This window comes from Phenylobacterium sp., assembly GCF_035309685.1.
Classification (GTDB): Bacteria; Pseudomonadota; Alphaproteobacteria; order Caulobacterales; family Caulobacteraceae; genus Phenylobacterium.
Window position 1 is genome coordinate 52,371 of record NZ_DATGEX010000008.1, and the last position, 17,868, is coordinate 70,238.

Sequence of the window (17,868 nt, forward strand, 5' to 3'; positions counted from 1 at the left end):
GCTTCAAGTCAAAAGCACAGAACAAAGACCGACCCGGCCAATGCCCTGGAACGACAACGCCAATCCCGGCCCCTGGGGCTCTCCGCCTTCGGGCGATGACGGCGGCGGCAAGGATCCGCCCAAGCGCCCGGGCGGCGGCGGACCCCGCCGGCCAGGCGGCCCGGACCTGAACGCCGGCCTCAACGATCTGGGCCGCCGCATGCGCGGCCTCCTGGGCGGCCCGGGACAGGGCGTGCGCCCAGGCGCCATCGCCGCCATCGCCGCGGCCGCCTTCGCGCTCTGGGCGCTCAGCGGCATCTATCAGGTGGCGTCCAACGAGGAGGCCGTGGTCACCCGCTTCGGCGCGTTCGACCGGGTCGAGGCGCCGGGCCTGCGCTATCATCTGCCGAGCCCGATCGAACATGTGGAGAAGGTGGCGGTCACCTCGCTGAACCGCCTGGACATCGGCGGGTCCGGAACCGCCGACGGCGACATCCCGCAGGAGAGCCTGATGCTCACCAGCGACCAGGATATCGTCGACCTGGATTTCAGCGTCACCTGGCGCGTCTCCAACGCCGCGCAGTTCGTCTTCTCCACCCGTGCGCCGGACGACGCGGTGAAGGCCGTCGCCGAGAGCGCCATGCGCCAGGTAATCGGCAAGACGCCTCTCGACGTCATCCTGACCAACGGCCGGGGCCAGGTGCAGCTGGCCACCGCCGAACTCATGCAGAAGACGCTCGATTCCTGGGGCGCCGGCGTCACCGTGGTCGAGGTGCAGATCCGCAACGTGAACCCGCCGCAGGAGGTGGTCGCCGCCTTCCGCGACGTGCAGAGCGCCGAGCAGGACCGCGACTCCGCGGTCAATGAGGCTGACGCCTACCGCAACCGCGTGGTGCAGGAGGCCAAGGGTGACGCGGCCAAGATCCTGCAATCCGCGCAGGGCTACCGCGAGCAGTCGGTGCGCACCGCGACCGGCGACGCCGCCCGCTTCAACTCGATCTACGGCGAATACAAGCGTGCGCCCGAGGCGACCCGCGAACGGCTCTATCTGGAGACCATGGAGCGCGTGCTCGCCCATTCCAACAAGGTGGTGATCTCCGGCAAGGGCGTGACCGCCCCGGTGATCCTGCCGGCCGACGTCTTCCGCCCGCGCGGTGGCCCCAACGCCGCCCCGCCGGCCGCCCAGGCCCCGCCCGCGCAACCACAGGCTCCGGCGCCGGGAGGCCAGCCATGAGCCGTTCAACGCCGCTGATCGTCTATGCGATCCTCATCTTCGTCGGCCTGATCGTTGTCGCCAATTCCCTGTTCATCGTCGAGCAGCGGGAGGAAGCCGTCGTGCTGCGTTTCGGCCAGCCCGAGCGGGTGATCCACGCGCCCGGCCAGGGCGGCGCGGGCCTCAATTTCAAGCAGCCGTTCCTGGAAAACGTGGTCACCTTCGATCGCCGCAACCAGGCCCTCGAAGCCGACCAGGAAGAGATCGTCGACGGCAACCAGGAACGCCTGGTGGTCGACGCCTTCCTTCGCTACCGCATCGCCGACCCGCTGCAGTATTACCGGACGCTGCGCGACGAGCACACGGCTCAGGATCGGCTGGAGCGCCTGGTGAATTCCTCGCTCCGTCAGGTGCTGGGGTCGAGCACGACGGACGAGATCATCTCCGGCAAGCGCGACGTGCTCATGCAGCAATCGAAGCTCGACGTGGCGAAGCGCGCCAAGGAATCCCAGCTGGGCATCCAGGTCATCGACCTGCGCATCAAGCGCGTCGACCTGCCGCCCGGCGCGACCCAGGCGGCCGTCTATCGCCGCATGCAGACGCAGCGTCAGCAGATCGCCGCCCAAACCCGCGCCAATGGCGAACAGCAGAAGCGCGAGATCTTCGCCGCCGCCGACAAGGAAGTGACGATCACGCTCGCCAACGCTCAGCAACAGGGCGAAACCACCCGCGGCGAAGGCGATGCGCAACGCACGCGCATCTTCGCCCAGGCCTACGGCAAGGACCCCGGTTTCGCGGCCTTCTACCGCTCGATGCTGGCCTATGAGGCGGGCCTCGGCCAGGGCGACACGACCATGATCCTCGCCCCCGACAGCGCCTTCTTCAAATATTTCGAACAAGGCCCGAGCGGCGGTGGCGCGGCCGCCAAGCGCTGAGCCGATGCCGAGCCTCGTCCGGGCGGAACTGGCCTATGTCCCAAGCCTCATCGAGGCGATGCGGGAAGGCTATTCGCGTGACAATCTGCGACCGACCACGGCTGGCGAGATCGCCCAGGTCGAGCGGGAGCCGGAATGGTTCGTCCGTCAGGTGAACCATCCGCCGCGCCAGGTGGTGCTGCCCGACGGGACGCTCGGCCAGCGGGTGCCGGCGACCGACCTCTGGTACGTGGACGGCTCGACCTTCCTGGGTTCGGTGGGCATCCGGCACGAGCTCAACGAGATCCTGGAGAGCTGGGGCGGCCACATCGGCTACGCCGTGCGGCCTTCCGCGCGGCGGCAGGGCCACGCCAGCGCCATGCTGGCCCAAACCCTCGATTTTGTGCGCGCCAACCTGCCGCTGAAACGGGTCCTGCTCACGGTCAGCAATGCGAACCAAGGCTCGATCCGGGTGATCGAGAAGAACGGCGGCGTTTTGGAAGCCGAGGTCGATAATCCCTGGGTCGAGGGCGATCGGGGCCGCCGCTATTGGATCGACCTCTGAGCTTCCAGGAGTTCGCGGACCTCGTGCAGGTCGCGGGCGATCCGCACCGTCAGCGTGCGCATCTCCTCGGTGGGGTCGAGCATGTCGGGCACCATCACCGTCATCATCCCCGCCGAGGACGCCGAGCGCACGCCGTTGTGGCTGTCCTCCAGGGCCAGGCAGTCCTGCGGCGAGACGCCAAGCGCCGCGGCGGCCTTCAGGAACGGCTCGGGGTGCGGCTTGCCCTGCTCCTGGACCTCCTTGGTGATCAGGGCGGCGAAGCGGTCGATCAGGCCGCCGGGCGTGAGGTTGCGCTGCACCGACGCCAGGCTGGACGAGGTGGCGATCGCGCAAGGCAAACCGGCCTCAGCCAGATAGTCGAGGATCTCCACGACCCCGGCCTTCAAGGCCACGCCCGCCGCCATCTGCTCGTGGCTGTGGGCGCGGACCGCCTTGGTCCAGGCCGCCAGATCGAACCCCTCGCCGAAGTGATCGACGACGATCTGGTTGCTGGCGGCGTCCTGCAGGCCGACCATTCGCTGGAACGTCGCGAAGGGCAGCTCGCCGCCCAGGCCGCCTGCCACGTGCTGCATAGCGCGGAAGATCACCGTCTCGGTGTCGACCAGCAGGCCGTCCATATCGAAGACGACAGCTTTCACGGTTCGGGGAAAACTCATGGCGCCGACTAAGCGGAGTCGGCGGCCCGCGCCAACTCAAGCCCGGCTTCAGTCTGTAACGAAGCCGCCGATCTCGTAGCCCTGGAAATAGAGCAGCGCGGTGAGGTCGCAGTGGTCGATCCGCGCGTGCGCCTGGGCCGCCACGATGGGCTTGGCGCGATAGGCGACGCCCAGGCCCGCGGCCTCGATCATCGCCAGGTCGTTGGCCCCGTCGCCGATGGCGAGAGTCTGCGAAAGCGCCAGGTCGTGGGCGGCGGCCTCTTCCTGCAGCGCCGCGAGCTTGGCCTCGCGCCCCAGGATCGGCTCGCCGACCTCGCCAGTGAGCTCGCCCTTCTCGCTCTTCAGCCAGTTGGCGCGGTCGGCGTGGAAGCCCGCCTCGGCCGCCACCCGAACCGTGAAGAAGTTGAACCCGCCGGAGACCAGCACGCAGTGCGCGCCGTTCGCCGCCATGGTCCGCACCAGGGTCCGCGCGCCCGGATTGAGCCGCACGCGCTCGTCGTAGGTCTCCTCCAGGGCGCTGATCGGCAGACCCTTCAGCATGGCCACGCGTTCACGCAAGGCGCCCTCGAAGGCCAGTTCGCCGCGCATGGCCCGCTCGGTGATCGCCGAGATCTCCGCCTTCAGGCCCGCGAAATCGGCCAGCTCGTCCAGGCACTCGACGTTGATGATGGTCGAATCCATGTCGGCGACCAGCAGGCGTTTGCGGCGGCCTTCCAGCGGCTGCAGGCACCAGTCCACCGGTTGGCCGTCGAGCGCGGGGCCCAGGGCGGCGCGTACCGCCGCCAGGTCGTCGGCCTCCAGGATCACATCGGTCGCGGCCATATCGCCGGCGTCAAGCTTGCGAGATTCCTTGCCCCGCGCCCCGACGCTCGCGAACGTTTCGCGTAGGTTGGCGGAGAAGGCGCCTGCGTTCGGGGGCGCGACGATGGTGAGCACGAGGTCCATGGAGCCCCGCATCTGGCTGATCGCCGGACCCACGGCAAGCGGCAAGTCGGCGCTGGCCTTGCGCCTGGCCACCGCCCTGGGCGGGGAAATCGTCAACGCCGATTCCATGCAGCTCTACCGCGACCTGCGCCTGCTGACCGCCCGACCGTCGCCGCAGGAGGAGGCTGAGGCCCCGCACCACCTGTTCGGGACCGTCAACGCGGCGGACGGCTGGTCGGTGGGCCGTTGGCTGCGGGCGGCGACCGCCGTGCTGGACGAGATCGCCGCGCGGGATCGCCCTGCCGTCGTGGTCGGCGGCACCGGCCTCTATTTCCGCGCGCTCACCGTGGGCCTGGCCGAGATCCCGCAGGTCCCGGCCGAGGTCCGAGCCCAGGCCGGCGACGACTACGACCGGATGGGCGAGATGGACTTCCGCGGCCGCCTGGGTGCGGTCGACCCGGCCGCCGCCGCGCGCATCGCGCCCGGCGACCGCCAACGGCTGGTGCGCGCCTGGGAGGTGTTCGCCGCCACCGAAACCCCGCTCAGCGACTGGCAGAACAACGGCCGGCCGGCCATCGCGCCCGGATCCTGGCGCGCCGTCGCTCTGGAGCCGCCCCGCGCGGACCTCTACGCCCGCTGCGATGCGCGTCTCGCCGCGATGGTCGAGGCCGGCGTCCTGGACGAGGTCTCGGGCCTGGTGGCCCGGAATCTCGACGCCGACATGCCGCTGATGAAGGCGGTGGGCCTGCGCGAATTCGCCGCCCATCTGCGCGGCGAGACGACGCTCGCGGCTGCACTCGCCGCCGCCCAGCAGGAGACCCGCCGCTACGCCAAGCGCCAGACCACCTGGATGCGCGGCCAGATGGCCGACTGGCCGCGGCTCACCGAAATCGACGCCGAGGCGCAATGGAGGCAGTTTGTTGCTCTTAACCCTGCCTTGACGCCCTAGGCGCAGCATGCGAAACGCCTGAACCGAACTTCCTGAGGAAATCTCGTGCGCACTATTCTTGTACTCGTAAGGCGGCCCGCCGCGGACTGAGCTCGCTCAGCCCGTCAAAGGTCGCTTGCACCAGGCCCCCTCGAGGGCCTTTTTTATTGCCCAAACAGAGCCCAGCCATGACCGCCCACACCCCGACGATCGAAGCCGAAACCATCACCCTCTCGGGCGCCGAGATGGTCGTGCGCGCGCTCATCGACCAGGGCGTGGACGTGCTCTTCGGTTATCCGGGCGGCGCGGTGCTGCCGATTTACGACGCGCTCTACGCGGAGCCGCGGCTGCAGCACGTGCTGGTGCGCCACGAGCAGGGCGCCACCCACGCGGCGGAGGGCTATGCGCGCTCGACCGGCAAGCCCGGCGTGGTGCTGGTGACCTCCGGCCCCGGCGCGACCAACGCGGTGACCGGCATCGTCGACGCCCTGATGGACTCGATCCCGCTGATCGTCATCACCGGTCAGGTCGCCACCCACCTAATCGGCACCGACGCCTTCCAGGAATGCGACACTATCGGCATCACCAGGCCCTGCACCAAGCACAACTACCTGGTGAAGGACGTCGCCGACCTGCCCCGCATCCTGCACGAGGCCTTCCACATAGCGACCTCCGGAAGGCCTGGACCGGTGGTGATCGACATTCCGAAAGACGTGCAGTTCGCCAAGGGCGCCTATCTGGGCCCCAGCGAGGTCAAGCACGTCCACAACTACAACCCGCGCACCAAGGGCGACCCGGGCCGGATCGCCGAGGCCGCCGCCATGATCGCCAAGGCCAGGCGCCCGATCCTTTACACCGGCGGCGGCGTCATCAACGCGGGGCCCGAGGCGGCCAAGTTGCTGCGCGAGTTCGCCGAGCTGACCGGCGCGCCGGTGACCTCGACCCTGATGGGCCTGGGCGCCTTCCCGGCGTCGGACCCGAAGTGGCTGGGCATGCTGGGCATGCACGGCTCGTTCGAGAGCAACAACGCCATGCACGACTGCGACGTGATGGTGGCCATCGGTGCGCGGTTCGACGACCGGGTGACGGGCCGCCTCGACGCCTTCGCGCCCGGCTCGCGCAAGATCCACATCGACATCGACGCCAGCTCCATCGGCAAGAACGTGCGCACCGACATCGGCATCGTCGGCGACGCGGGCTCGGTGCTCGCCGACCTGATCGCGGTCTGGAAGGCGAAGAACCTGAAGTGTGAGCCCAAGGCCCTGACCGACTGGTGGAAACAGATCGACGCCTGGCGCGCGGTGGACAGCTTCCGCTATCGCCCGGACAGCAAGCTGATCAAGCCGCAGCACGCCATCCAGCGACTCTACGCGCTGACCCGCGGCCACGACACCTACATCACCACCGAGGTCGGCCAGCACCAGATGTGGGCGGCCCAGTTCTTCCACTTCGAGGAGCCCAACCGCTGGATGACCTCCGGCGGCCTGGGCACCATGGGCTACGGCATCCCAGCCGCGGTCGGCGTGCAGATGGCCCATCCCAAGAGCCTGGTCATCGACATCGCCGGCGACGCCTCGGTGCAGATGACCATGCAGGAGATGTCGACGGCGGTGCAGTACGGCCTGCCGATCAAGATCTTCATTCTCAACAACGAGTGGATGGGCATGGTGCGCCAGTGGCAGCAGCTGCTGCACGGCGAGCGCTATTCGCACACCTATTCCGCCAGCCTGCCCGACTTCGTGAAGCTTGCCGAAGCCTACGGCGGCGTCGGCTTCCGCGCCGAGCACCCCGACGAGCTCGACGACATGATCCGCGAGATGATCGCCGTCGATAAGCCGGTGATCTTCGACTGCCGGGTGACCAAGGAAGAGAACTGCTTCCCGATGATCCCGTCCGGCAAGGCGCACAACGAGATGATCATGGCCGACGAAGCCCGCGACTTAGGTACGATCATCGACGATGCCGGCAAGCGGCTGGTCTAGGGGCACGATCGTCGACGACGCCGGCAAGCGGCTGGTCTAGCGCGCGCCCAGCCGCACCATCACCTCGCGCGGAATCTGGTAGTCGGCGACGATCTGGGCGCGGTCGCGCAGGCCCATGACCTCGCGCTGGACGAAGAAGCACCACACGGCGTCGGCCGCCGTCTTGAGCACCTCGGCGCGGCCCTCGCCCTCATGAGCTCTGAGGGCCGCCAGCGCCGCCTCGGCCTTGCGGCCCACGCGACCCAGTGACGCCGCCTGCTCGCTGACGAGTTCCGCCTGCAGAGCCGCGTCGGCGGCGTCGCGGGCTCCGAGGCGGGACAGGATGGAAGGCGTGAAGGGCGGCGAGGACATGCACGCCCATGTTGGCGTCCAGCCCCACGCGCGCAAGCGACCTTCGCTCACGGGATCTGCCTCGCATTGACCGACATCTCGCTTGTTCTATAAATGTTCCTATCGGAGGGACCGATGTTCAGAGCACTCAAGCGGGCCATTCATCGATGGGACACGGCGCGGCGCGTTCGGCGCCAAGGCTGGAGTGGAATCTACGTCGGCGACTATCGGTCGTCACCAAGCTGGGCCTACACAATCGGATTCCTCAGCAGCCTAGGCGCACCCGAAGTCATCGTTTTCGATGTTCCGCAGAGGAGCGCGAACGGCATCTTCGGAACGGTCTTTGAGGAGTTGAAAGCCGGAGAACTGGTGTTGCGGGACGGCGAGGCGTGGAAATCGGCGGCGCACCCGGCCGTCTGGCGCGAAGTCCACCCCAGTCGATATGTTGACGAAGAACAGCCCTGGCTCGGCATCGCCGAGACGATAGCGGCGATCCAGGCCGGGCCGGAGTTTCGGGCGTTCCAACTCGTCCTCAGCGACCCGGAGGGGCGCCTCCCCTGGGAGCCGCAGTACGACGAGCGCCTGCGGCCCCTGCAGCGGGAACTCTACCTGCCGGCGGCTGAGGCCTGAGTCACATGCCGGCGTAGAAGAACGCCTCCTCGGCGATCTTGCCGTCCTTGATCGTGTAGAGGGCGTGCTCGTCCATGACGAAGCGCTGGCCGCTTTCCTTCTGGGTGACGTCCATCTTGAAGCGGACGACGAAGCGGTCGCCGTTCACCCAGGGGCCCTCGACCTCGACGCCGTGCACCTCGTGGGCGCCTTCCCACCACTCGCCCTTGCCGCGGGCGGCGGCCTTGCCCTTGGAGACCGGATCGCCGCCGTTGGGCGCGCCGGGCTCGATCGAGACTACGTCGTCAGCCCAGTACTTCTCGCCGGAGTTCTTGAAATCGCCGGCCTTCCACATCGCCACCAGATCGTTGGCCACGTCCTGCGTCGTCATGACGGACTCCCTTCTGCTCAGCCCGATCCTCCGCCGTCCCTGTGACAGGCTTGCGGCGGGCCCTTGATGAAGACGCGCGGGATGGCGCGAATTCGACACGGCCATGACTACATCCCGCTCGTGACAGCGTGCTGGCAGCAGCGCGCGGCGGCGCTATAAGGTCGGGCCCAAGAAAGAGACCCCATGACCGACACCGCCCAGCCCGCCTCCGTCTACGATCTCGCCCACGAGGACCAGGTCGAGAACTCGGCGACCTTCGCGGTGCTGGTGGACAATGAGCCGGGCGTGCTGCACCGGCTGGTCGGCCTGTTCGCGGCGCGGGGCTACAACATCGAGAGCCTGACGGTCGCCGAGACCGACCACAACGCCCACACCAGCCGGGTCACCATCGTCACCCGCGGCACGCCGGCGGTGCTGGCGCAGATCGAGGCCCAGCTCACCAAGATGGTCTCGACCAGACACGTGCAGGACGTGACCCGCGACCCGAACGGCCTGGAGCGCGAACTGGCGCTGATCAAGGTCAAGGGGACCGGGCCGGACCGGGTCGAGGCGCTGCGCGTCGCCGACATCTTCCGCGCCAAGGTGATCGACACCACCCACGAAAGCTTCGTCTTCGAACTCACCGGCGCGCCGTCGAAGATCGATAAGTTCGCTGACCTGATGCGCCCGCTCGGCCTGGTGGAGGTGTCGCGCACCGGCGTGCTCTCCATCCAGCGCGGCGTGGACATGCTCTAGTCTTTCGGGGAACCGTCCGGAGGGCTCAGCGGCTTAGCCAACGTGTTCCGTCCGATCCTGACATGCGCCCTGGTGGCCGCGGCCGGCGCGGCATGGGCCCAGCCCGTGAAGCCGCCGCCGAAGGGCCTGCCGCCGGCTCAGGCCGAGATCTGGCCCTATCCGCCGCCGGACCCGAAGGGCTGGTGGGAGGACAAGCGCCCGCTGCCGCCTGAGGCTGCCGATCCGCTGGGCGCGCGCCGGATGGGCGCCCACGAGCGGCTGATCCCGGTGGACAGCGGCGTCGATCCCTCGACCTACCGCCTCTGGGGCCTTCCGCCCCTGCAGTGGCAGCTCTTGCGCAGCCAGGAGATGATCCTCGAGGTCTGGGTGCGCCCGGCGCGGACCGTGCGCCAGAGCGTCATCCGCCTGACGGTGCGGCGCGACGGCAAGGCCTTCGTGCAGGGCCGCGCGGGCTTCGCCTGTTGCGAGGCGGGGATCGCCCGGCGGATGGGCTTTGACGCCGAATTGCCGCCCGGCCAGGCGCAGGCCTTGCTGGCGCTGCGGGCCGACCCCCTGTGGTCCGCGCCGCGCGGCGTGCGGGTCAGCGAGGGCCCGGACATCTCCGAGGAGGTCTGTGTCGACGGCACGGCCTATGACCTGACCCTGATGATTCCCGGCCGGGCGCGCTCGGTCCGCCGCGCCTGCGACAGCGCCGCCATCGGTCAGGCGGCCGCGCCGTTGGAGGCGGCGCTCACCGCCGCCTTGGGCCACGATCCGCGCTTCGACGTGATCTTCCCGACGGGCCCCAGCTTCGCCGCGGCGCGCAAGGCCTATGCCGACCTGGTCGCCCACGGCGGCATGCTGAAGCCGGACCCGAAGGCCCGGCCGCAGCCGCCCGGCGTGGCGCCGGCGCCGGACACCTTGCCCTAGGCGGCGATCGGCAGGTCCGTCGCGTTCGCCTTGGCCGCGGCCTCCGCCTCGGTGCGCCGGGCGTTGCGGATCGCCCGGGCGCGGACGGCAAGATACTGCACGGCGAAGAGGCTGATCTTCGAGGCGGCCGGGAAGATGGCGATGAAGGCGCTCCAGACCGTCAGGCTCATCGTCAGCGCGACCACCGCATTGAGGGCGGCGGTGAAGAACATCAGGCCGGCCCAGACATAGCCCCAGCCGATCATCACATCGTCATGCAGATGCTCGCGGGCCGACGGCGGCAGATAGGGCAGCATCCAGCCGCGCTCCAGCATGGCGAGGCCGACCAGCACATAGACGACGCTCGGCTTGGCCATCATGAATCGCGGGTTGTGGGTGATGAGCGTAGCGCCGCCGGTGACCAGCACCAGGCCCAGGCTCATCCACTGCATGGCGTTGACGTGCTCGCGCCGCGACAGCTGCCAGGCCACCCGGGCGGCGCCAGCCGCGATGGCGACGGCGGTCGCCAGCATCACATTGCCGGTGAGCGCGCTTAAGCCCACGAACACCAGGGTGGACATCAGGTCCAGCGCCAGGGGTCGGATCGCGAAAAGCAGGTTTTTCATAAGCTTACCTTGGGTGAAATTCGATGCTCCCAAGGTAGTGGCGCAGCCCCTCACCTCTCCAGGCCGCTCACGAACGGCCGGTGGCCGTTCGCGGAAAACACCCCGCCGTCCACGCTTCGCGAACGAACAGTTCTTCTTTTCACAACCCTCCGCGCCTATATTGGCGGGGTCAGGGCTTGCTCTGACTATGGAGATAAACGCGCACGTAATAAGCGGACTGGACCCGGGTGCGATTCCCGGCGGCTCCACCAATCTTTCCCTCGGGTATCGCCGAGGCAGTGCGGGGCCGATCAGCATCGACAGACGTCTAAAGGTGTTGCTTTCTCTCGGCCTGACCCACCGTCCCGGGTTTTAAACTAACTGCGAACGATAACTTCGCTGGAGAAGTCCGCCTGGCCGCGTAAGCGGTTCGACGGTTCTCAATCTAAGTCCTAGGGGTTCAGATCCTTAGGCGGGGCCCGGGAGGCGCCTGCCAACAGAAGCCTCCCACCTACCTCTCAGCGGCGCCTCCCTGCTTTCAGGCAAAGGGGCGAGGCGCCTGCCAACAGAAGCCTCCCACCTAATCTTCCCTGCAGAATAATTCCGACATGAACCTGCTTTGCGCGCTGCAACACAGGCGTTAGGTTCGCGTCTTCGTTCGGAGACCCCATGGCGCAAGACCCGCCCGCCCAGGACCTGATGCGCTATGAGGCCATGGCCCAGGACGCGCTTCGCGGGGTCGTGAAAACGGCGCTGAAGCGCGCCGCCGCGCCCGAGGGCCTGCCGGGCGCCCACCACTTCTACATCACCTTCAAGACCGACGCGCCCGGCGTCTCCGGCCCGCCGGACCTCTTAGGCAAGTACCCGGACGAGATGACCATCGTCCTGCAGCACCAGTATTGGGACCTGGCGCCCGGCGAGACCTTCTTCTCGGTGACCCTGCAGTTCGGCGGCCAGCCGAAGCGGCTTTCGGTGCCCTATGCCGCGGTGACCCGGTTCTACGATCCGAGCGTGCAGTTCCTGCTGCAGTTCGAGCCGCCCGCCGCCACCGACGCCAAGCCGGCCGAGGCTGAGCCCAGGGCGGCCGACACCGATCCCGAGACGCCGCCCGCCGATGGCGAGGCGAAGGTCGTCTCCCTCGACCAGTTCCGGAAGAAGTGAACCACGCCTGATGGTTGATGTCGCGTCCGACGAGCCGCTTACCCTGACCGACGAAGCGATCCTCGAACGCTTCCTGCGCACCAGGAACCAGCCGACCGGCTCCCAGACCCTGGGCTTCAAGATGGTCTCGGTGAACCAGGCGACCAAGACCGTCGAGGTCGAGTTCGACGCCAAGGCCGAGCTCCTGCTCAATCCCATGAAACAGATCCAGGGCGGCTATCTCTGCGCCATGCTCGACGAGTGCATGAGCGTCGCCTGCATGGTGGCCTCCGGCATGACCTCGGTCGCCCCGACCCTGGAAATGAAGACCAGCTTCTTCCGCCCCGGCATGCCCGGCAAGCTGCGCGGGATCGGCCGGGTCGCCAAGTGGGGCCGCCAGGTGGCCTTCACCGAGGGCGAGATTTACGGGGAGGACGGCAAGCTGCTCGCCAAGGCGACCGGCACGGCCATCCCGACCCCGTTCCAGAACTACAAGAAATAGCGTGCGGCCGGTCGCCCGCCCCATGTCCTGGAAAGGATGGGTCTGGCTGATCGGCCTCGCCTGCCTCGCCCTCGCCGCGCCGGCCGCGGCCTCGCCGTTCAGCGATTGGGCCGCGGTGGTGGTGGCGGGCGACTGGCACGCCCATTCCGGAGCCCCGTCGGAAGCCTTCGACAACGCGCGCCGCGACGTCACCCAGGCCTTCGAGCAGGCGGGCTTCGACCCGGCCAATCTGCGCCAGTTCTCCGTGCGGCCGGAGCTCTACAAGGGCGTGGCGCTCACTAAGTCCGACCCGCCGGCCATCGGCCAGGCGCTCAGCGAACTCACCGCCAAGGCCCAGGGCGGCTGCCTGGTCTATTTCAGCTCGCATGGCGCGCCGATGGGCGTGGTGGTCGACCAGGGCTTCCTGGCGCCGGGCGTCCTGGCCGGCATGCTGGATACGACCTGCGGCAAGCGGCCGACCGTGGTGATCATCTCGGCCTGTTTCTCGGGCGTGTTCGTCGGGCCGCTGGCGGGGTCCAACCGCATGGTGCTGACCGCCGCGCGGCCCGACCGCACCTCCTTCGGCTGCGGCGAGGCCGACAAGTATCCCTACTTCGACCAGTGCGTGCTGGAGTCGATCCCGAAGGTCGGCGACTTCGCGAGTCTGGCGAGGACCGTGCAGGTCTGCGTCGCCGCGCGCGAGATCAAGGAGGGCATGAAGCCGCCGTCCGAGCCGCAGCTGTTCATCGGCCCGGCGCTGAAGCCCATGCTGCCGCTCTACGCCTTCGATCCGCCGAAACGAAACTGACGCCCGGCGGCCTACCGCATAAGAGCCGAGGCTTGGAATGACTCAGCGCGGCGCCTACAACCGGATGAGCCTTCCGCTCGGTCCTTAGGTTTCCTTGATGCGGTCCACCGTCTTCGCCGTCGCCGCCGCCCTGGCGTTCATGCTGTCGCCGCTGGCCGGCGCGCGGGCTCAGGACGAGGCCCCGGCGGCCGCCCCCAAGCGTGAGGCGCCGGCGCCGACCCTGCCCAAGGCGCCGATCCCCTACACCAAGCTGCATCCCAAGCCCGCCCGGCCGAAGCCGCATCCCGCCGACGCCCCGCCTGGCGCTCCGGCCGCCGCGACGCCGCTCACCGCGTCCAGGTCGGCGCCTGCCACGACGGTCGCCCAAACCGAGGCGCCGGTCTCCGACGCCGCGCCGGTCGAGGCCGCGCCGCGCCCCGCTCCCAGTCCCGCGGCCCCGCCGCCGCCCGCGCTCGGCGGCCGGCTCGCGGCTGGCCAAGCGATCCCCCCGGTCGAGCTGGAGGCCTTTGTCGACGGCATGCTGAAGGACGCCATGGCCCGCGAGCACATCGCCGGCGCCACCGTCGCAATCGTCCAGAACGGCCAGGTGATCCTGAAGCGGGGCTACGGCTTTTCGGGCCTGAGCCCGCAGCGCCCCGTCGATCCGGACCGGACGCTGTTCCGCGTCGGCTCGATCTCCAAGACCTTCACCTGGATCGCCCTGATGAAAGAGGTCGAGGCCGGACGCATGCGTCTGAACCAGCCGGTGAACCTCTACCTGCCGGAAAAGGCGCAGGTGAAGGACCAGGGCTATGACCAGCCGGTGCGCGTCGCCAACCTGATGGACCATTCGGCGGGATTCGAGGACCGGGCGCTCGGCCAGCTGTTCGAGCGCAACTACAACCGGGTGCGCCCGCTCGATCTCTACCTGCGCCAGGAACGGCCCAAGCGGGTGCATGCGCCGGGCGCGATCTCCAGCTATTCGAACTATGGCGCGGCGCTGGCCGGCGAGGCGGTCAGCTACACCGCCGGCAAGCCCTATGAACGCCTGGTCGAGGACGAGATTCTGGTCCCGCTGGGCATGGGTCACACCACCTTCCGCGAGCCGCATGCGCCCAAGGCCGGGTTGCCGGCCCCCATGCCCGCGGCCCTGGTGGGCGACATCTCCGACGGCTACCGCTGGACGCCGGTCGGCTTCCAGCGCCGCGACTACGAGTTCATCGGCCAGATCGCGCCGGCCGGCGCGGGTTCATCCACGGCCGGCGACATGGCCCGCTACATGCTGATGCAGCTGGGCGGCGGGCAGCTGAACGGCGTCACCGTCTACGGCCCCGTCACCGCTCAAGCCTTCCGCACGCCGCTGCGCAAGACGCCGGTGGGCGTCAACGGTTGGGCGCACGGCTTCATGGTCTTCGACCTCCCCGGCGGCCATCGCGGCTACGGCCACGGCGGCGCGACGCTGTCGTTTCTGTCCAACATGGTGGTCGTGCCGGACCTGGGCCTGGGGATCTTCATCTCCACCAACACCGACACCGGCCGCCCGCTGGTGAACCGCCTGCCCGACGCCATCGTGCAGCATTTCTACGCGCCGCCCGCGACCTTCCCTCGGCCGGGCTCGCCCGAGCTTGTGCAGCGCGGCGACGAGTTCGCCGGCTACTACATGACCACGCGCCGCGCCTATTCCGGCCTGGAAGGTTTCATCGACCAGCTGCGCGGCGGGGCCGAGGTCGGCGTCACCCACGACGGGCAGCTCACCGTCAGCGACAGCGCGGGCCTGCGCACCTGGGTTCCGGAGGGCTCGCTGGACGACGGGGGTTTCATCCGCACCCAGGGTAACGAGCGGATCGCCTTCGACACCAACGACGGGGCGCGCGCCTTCCATGTCGGCAACGGGACCCAGGTCTTCCAGCGCATCGCCTTCTGGCGCCAGCCGCGGGCGCTGGAGCTCTTGACCGCGCTCGCCGCCGCGGCCGCGATCGCCACGCTCGCCGGCATCGCCGTGCGCAATCGCCGCGAGTTCCGCGAGAACCAGATCCAGACCCGCGCCAGCCTGGTGCAGAACATCCAGGCCGTGCTGTGGCTGGCGGCGATGGGCCTCTTCGCGCTCTGGGCCTCGAAGACCGGGGACGAGGCGCAGATGATGTACCGCTGGCCGGGCATCTTGATGATCACCGCCTCGGCCTGCGCCCTGGTGGCCGCCGGGCTCACGGCCACCACCTTCCTGGTGATGCCGGCGATCTGGCGGGGCGGCCGCCGCGTCGACAGCTGGAGCCCGCTGCGCAAGGCGTTCTTCAGCCTGACGGTGCTGATCTACGCCGCCTTTTCGGCCGATCTGGCGCTCTGGGGCGCGCTCAGCCCGTGGAGTGGCTAAGGGGAGCGGCTGACGCCCGAAGTCTTAAGCCCGCGCGGCCAATCGGCCCCAAATCGGGCGACGTCTAAACCCCGCGTTTACCAAGCACTGGGTAAATCCTGCCTAGCGGTAGGCAAATTCCGTATGCCCGCCGCGCTTGGTTTCACGGAAGGACGCCGGCGTTGAACCAGATTCTGGCTGCGCTTCAGAGGTTCGGGATTGGACGGCTCGCCGCCATCCTCGGCATCGGCGCGGGCGTCGCGGCGGCGCTGTTCGCCGTGACCATGGGCCTGGGTCAGCCCAAGGCCCTGCTCTACTCCAACCTCGACCTGAAAGAAGCTGGCACCATCACCCAGGCCCTCGACCAGGGCGGCATCAAGTATGAGGTGAAGGGCGACGGTTCGACCATCATGGTGCCGCGCGACCAGGTGGCCTCGACGCGGCTGATGCTGTCGTCCAAGGGCCTGCCGACCGCCGGCTCCGTCGGCTACGAGATCTTCGACAGCCAGAGCGCCATGGGCCAGACGGACTTCGTCCAGCAGCTCAACCGCCAGCGCGCCCTGGAAGGCGAGCTTGGCCGCACTATCCACAGCCTCGATGGCATCACCTCGGCCCGCGTCCACCTGGTGCTGCCCAAGCGCCAGCTGTTCGAGGAAGAAGCCGACCAGCCCTCCGCGTCGGTGACGCTCGGCGTCGGCGGCCGCGAGCCCGGCCCCGACCAGGTCCGCGCCGTGCAGAATCTGGTGGCCGGCGCCGTCCCCAACCTGAAGCCCGACCGCGTCACCGTGATCGACCAGCACGCCAAGACGCTCAGCGGCGGCGACACCGGCATGGCCGCCGAGGCCGACGGCCGCAAGACCGAGGTCGAGCAGCGCATCGCCAAGCAGGTGAAGACCCTGGTGGAAGGCATCGTGGGCGCCGGCAAGGCGCGGGTGAACGTCACCGCCGACGTCGACCTCGCCCACGTCACCACCCAGAAGGAAGCCTTCGACCCCGACGGCCAGGTCGTCCGGTCCGAGAGCACCACCGACGAGAAGTCGCAGGAAGGCCAGACCGGCGCTTCGACCCAAGCCTCCGCCGCGGCCAAGGTGCCGGGCGGCGCGTCGGTCGACCAGGGCGGCGACACCTCGAACAACTCAGGCAAGCAGGAATCCACCACCAACTACGAGATCACCAAGACCACCACGACCCAGGTCACCGAGCCCGGCGCGGTGAAGAAGATCTCCGTCGCGGTCGCCGTCGACGGCTCGACCGGCCCCGCAGACAAGAAGGGCAAGCCCGGCCCCTACACGCCGCGCTCGGCCGCCGAGATCGCCCAGATCGAGCAGTTGGTGCAGGCCGCGGTCGGCTACGACCAGGCCCGCGGCGACGTGGTGAAGGTGATCAACGTCAAGTTTCCCACCAACGAGGACCCCGACGGCGTCACCGCGGCCAACCCGCTGATGGGCTTCGACAAGAACGACATCATGCGCGGCGCCGAACTGGGCGTGATGGCCATCGTCGCGATCCTGATGATGCTGTTCATCGTGCGCCCGCTGCTGCGCGGCGCGCTGGGCGGCGCCGGCGGCGGACAGCTGGCGATCGGGCAGGGCGTGACCCGCATGGTCACCAGCGCTGACGGCCAGCCGATGCAGATCACCGTCGACCCCACGACCGGCCAGCAGATGCTGCCAGGGCCGGTCAACGAGGGCCTGGAGCAGAAGATCGACATCGCCCGCATCGAGGGCCAGGTGAAGGCCAGTTCCGTCAAGCGCGTCGCCGAGTTCGTCGACAAGCACCCTGATGAGTCCGTCGCGATCATCCGCGGCTGGCTGCATGAGTCCGCCTGACCATGGCTAAGTCCAGAGGCGTCGCCGAACTCTCCAGGCTGAGCGGTCCTGAAAAGGCCGCGGTGGTGCTGCTCGCGCTTGGCGAAGATCACGCCAGCGTCTGGCGCGGCCTGGACGAGGAAGAGATCAAGGTGATCTCCCAGGCTATGGCGGGCTTGGGTCAGGTCACCGCGCAGGTCGTCGAGGACCTCCTGGTGGAGTTCGTCTCCGGCATGGGCTCGGGCGCGATCACCGGCTCGGTGGAGCTCACGCAGAAGCTGCTCGCCTCCATCATGCCGGAGGACAAGGTCGACACCCTGATGGAGGAGATCCGCGGTCCGGCGGGTCGCACCATGTGGGACAAGCTCGGCAACGTGAACGAGGCCGTGCTCGCCAACTATCTGAAGAACGAATACCCGCAGACCGTCGCTGTGGTCCTCTCCAAGATCAAGTCCGAACACGCCGCCCGCGTGCTATCGGCCCTGCCGGAGGACTTCGCCCTCGAGTGCGTCATGCGCATGCTGCGCATGGAGCCGGTGCAGCGCGAGATCCTCGATAAGATCGAGCAGACCTTGAGGACCGA

General features: G+C 68.7%; 18 protein-coding genes, 1 other RNA gene and 1 pseudogene. 15 read left to right on the plus strand and 5 right to left on the minus strand.

The features are described 5' to 3' along the window. Positions 1-40 precede the first annotated feature (40 nt). The 3 genes from hflK to VKQ35_RS01945 are packed head-to-tail and all read left to right on the plus strand — an operon-like array spanning position 41 to position 2,671. The gene (gene hflK, locus VKQ35_RS01935; protein WP_324358361.1) at positions 41-1,213 is read left to right on the plus strand and encodes an FtsH protease activity modulator HflK; all 1,173 of its coding nucleotides are present in this window, start codon (positions 41-43) and stop codon (positions 1,211-1,213) included. Beyond that, on the plus strand, positions 1,210-2,127 hold the full coding sequence (locus tag VKQ35_RS01940; protein ID WP_324358362.1) for a protease modulator HflC: 918 nt from the start codon (positions 1,210-1,212) through the stop codon (positions 2,125-2,127). The genes hflK and VKQ35_RS01940 overlap by 4 nt, the downstream gene beginning before the upstream one ends. Positions 2,128-2,131: 4 nt before the next feature. Continuing rightward, a complete protein-coding gene (locus VKQ35_RS01945) occupies positions 2,132-2,671 on the plus strand; it encodes a GNAT family N-acetyltransferase (protein WP_324358363.1) in 540 nt (179 codons plus the stop codon). On the opposite strand, the gene VKQ35_RS01950 is transcribed toward VKQ35_RS01945, so the two are convergent. Beyond that, positions 2,653-3,327, minus strand: coding sequence for an HAD family phosphatase (locus VKQ35_RS01950; RefSeq protein ID WP_324358364.1), 675 nt, complete (start codon positions 3,325-3,327; stop codon positions 2,653-2,655). The two genes, VKQ35_RS01945 and VKQ35_RS01950, sit on opposite strands and share 19 nt — an antisense overlap. 48 nt (positions 3,328-3,375) lie before the next feature. After that, a complete protein-coding gene (gene serB / locus VKQ35_RS01955; RefSeq protein ID WP_414692304.1) occupies positions 3,376-4,272 on the minus strand; it encodes a phosphoserine phosphatase SerB in 897 nt (298 codons plus the stop codon). On the opposite strand from serB, the gene miaA reads away from it, so the two are divergent. Then, complete coding sequence (gene miaA / locus VKQ35_RS01960; RefSeq protein ID WP_324358366.1) at positions 4,253-5,200, plus strand: tRNA (adenosine(37)-N6)-dimethylallyltransferase MiaA; 948 nt, start codon at positions 4,253-4,255, stop codon at positions 5,198-5,200. The two genes, serB and miaA, sit on opposite strands and share 20 nt — an antisense overlap. A gap of 167 nt (positions 5,201-5,367) precedes the next feature. Further along, complete coding sequence (locus VKQ35_RS01965) at positions 5,368-7,161, plus strand: acetolactate synthase 3 large subunit (RefSeq protein WP_324358367.1); 1,794 nt, start codon at positions 5,368-5,370, stop codon at positions 7,159-7,161. A 36-nt stretch (positions 7,162-7,197) separates the two neighbouring features. Here VKQ35_RS01965 and VKQ35_RS01970 read toward each other — a convergent pair whose 3' ends face one another. Next, a complete protein-coding gene (locus tag VKQ35_RS01970; RefSeq protein WP_324358368.1) occupies positions 7,198-7,512 on the minus strand; it encodes a DUF6665 family protein in 315 nt (104 codons plus the stop codon). A gap of 114 nt (positions 7,513-7,626) precedes the next feature. On the opposite strand from VKQ35_RS01970, the gene VKQ35_RS01975 reads away from it, so the two are divergent. Further along, the gene (locus VKQ35_RS01975; protein ID WP_324358369.1) at positions 7,627-8,121 is read left to right on the plus strand and encodes a DUF4262 domain-containing protein; all 495 of its coding nucleotides are present in this window, start codon (positions 7,627-7,629) and stop codon (positions 8,119-8,121) included. Between the two features lies 1 nt (position 8,122). Here the strand turns inward: VKQ35_RS01975 and VKQ35_RS01980 are convergent, their stop codons facing one another. Then, positions 8,123-8,491, minus strand: coding sequence for a SnoaL-like domain-containing protein (locus VKQ35_RS01980; RefSeq protein WP_324358370.1), 369 nt, complete (start codon positions 8,489-8,491; stop codon positions 8,123-8,125). 183 nt (positions 8,492-8,674) lie between these two features. Between VKQ35_RS01980 and ilvN the strand changes: the two genes are divergently transcribed. Together ilvN and VKQ35_RS01990 are read left to right on the plus strand one after the other, a co-directional pair. Further along, the gene (gene ilvN / locus VKQ35_RS01985) at positions 8,675-9,226 is read left to right on the plus strand and encodes an acetolactate synthase small subunit (protein WP_324358371.1); all 552 of its coding nucleotides are present in this window, start codon (positions 8,675-8,677) and stop codon (positions 9,224-9,226) included. A 42-nt stretch (positions 9,227-9,268) separates the two neighbouring features. Then, complete coding sequence (locus VKQ35_RS01990; RefSeq protein ID WP_324358372.1) at positions 9,269-10,135, plus strand: hypothetical protein; 867 nt, start codon at positions 9,269-9,271, stop codon at positions 10,133-10,135. Here the strand turns inward: VKQ35_RS01990 and VKQ35_RS01995 are convergent. Continuing rightward, the gene (locus VKQ35_RS01995; protein ID WP_324358373.1) at positions 10,132-10,740 is read right to left on the minus strand and encodes an inner membrane-spanning protein YciB; all 609 of its coding nucleotides are present in this window, start codon (positions 10,738-10,740) and stop codon (positions 10,132-10,134) included. The two genes, VKQ35_RS01990 and VKQ35_RS01995, sit on opposite strands and share 4 nt — an antisense overlap. A 129-nt stretch (positions 10,741-10,869) precedes the next feature. Between VKQ35_RS01995 and ssrA the strand changes: the two genes are divergently transcribed. From ssrA to VKQ35_RS02030, 7 genes and pseudogenes are all read left to right on the plus strand, one after another. Further along, positions 10,870-11,231: a transfer-messenger RNA gene (gene ssrA / locus VKQ35_RS02000) on the plus strand. 157 nt (positions 11,232-11,388) lie between these two features. Beyond that, a complete protein-coding gene (locus tag VKQ35_RS02005; protein ID WP_324358374.1) occupies positions 11,389-11,880 on the plus strand; it encodes an SspB family protein in 492 nt (163 codons plus the stop codon). Positions 11,881-11,890: 10 nt separating this feature from the next. Beyond that, the gene (locus tag VKQ35_RS02010; protein WP_324358375.1) at positions 11,891-12,361 is read left to right on the plus strand and encodes a PaaI family thioesterase; all 471 of its coding nucleotides are present in this window, start codon (positions 11,891-11,893) and stop codon (positions 12,359-12,361) included. A gap of 22 nt (positions 12,362-12,383) precedes the next feature. After that, positions 12,384-13,148 carry a C13 family peptidase gene (locus VKQ35_RS02015; RefSeq protein WP_324358376.1) on the plus strand — a complete coding sequence of 255 codons (765 nt, stop codon included), beginning with the start codon at positions 12,384-12,386 and terminating at the stop codon, positions 13,146-13,148. Positions 13,149-13,245: 97 nt separating this feature from the next. After that, positions 13,246-15,498 (plus strand): serine hydrolase domain-containing protein, encoded by a 2,253-nt coding sequence (locus VKQ35_RS02020; RefSeq protein ID WP_324358377.1) that lies wholly within the window; start codon positions 13,246-13,248, stop codon positions 15,496-15,498. A gap of 161 nt (positions 15,499-15,659) precedes the next feature. Continuing rightward, on the plus strand, positions 15,660-17,306 hold the full coding sequence (gene fliF / locus VKQ35_RS02025) for a flagellar basal-body MS-ring/collar protein FliF (RefSeq protein WP_324358378.1): 1,647 nt from the start codon (positions 15,660-15,662) through the stop codon (positions 17,304-17,306). Between the two features lie 2 nt (positions 17,307-17,308). Continuing rightward, a pseudogene (locus VKQ35_RS02030) lies at positions 17,309-17,868 on the plus strand (flagellar motor switch protein FliG); the annotation flags it as partial.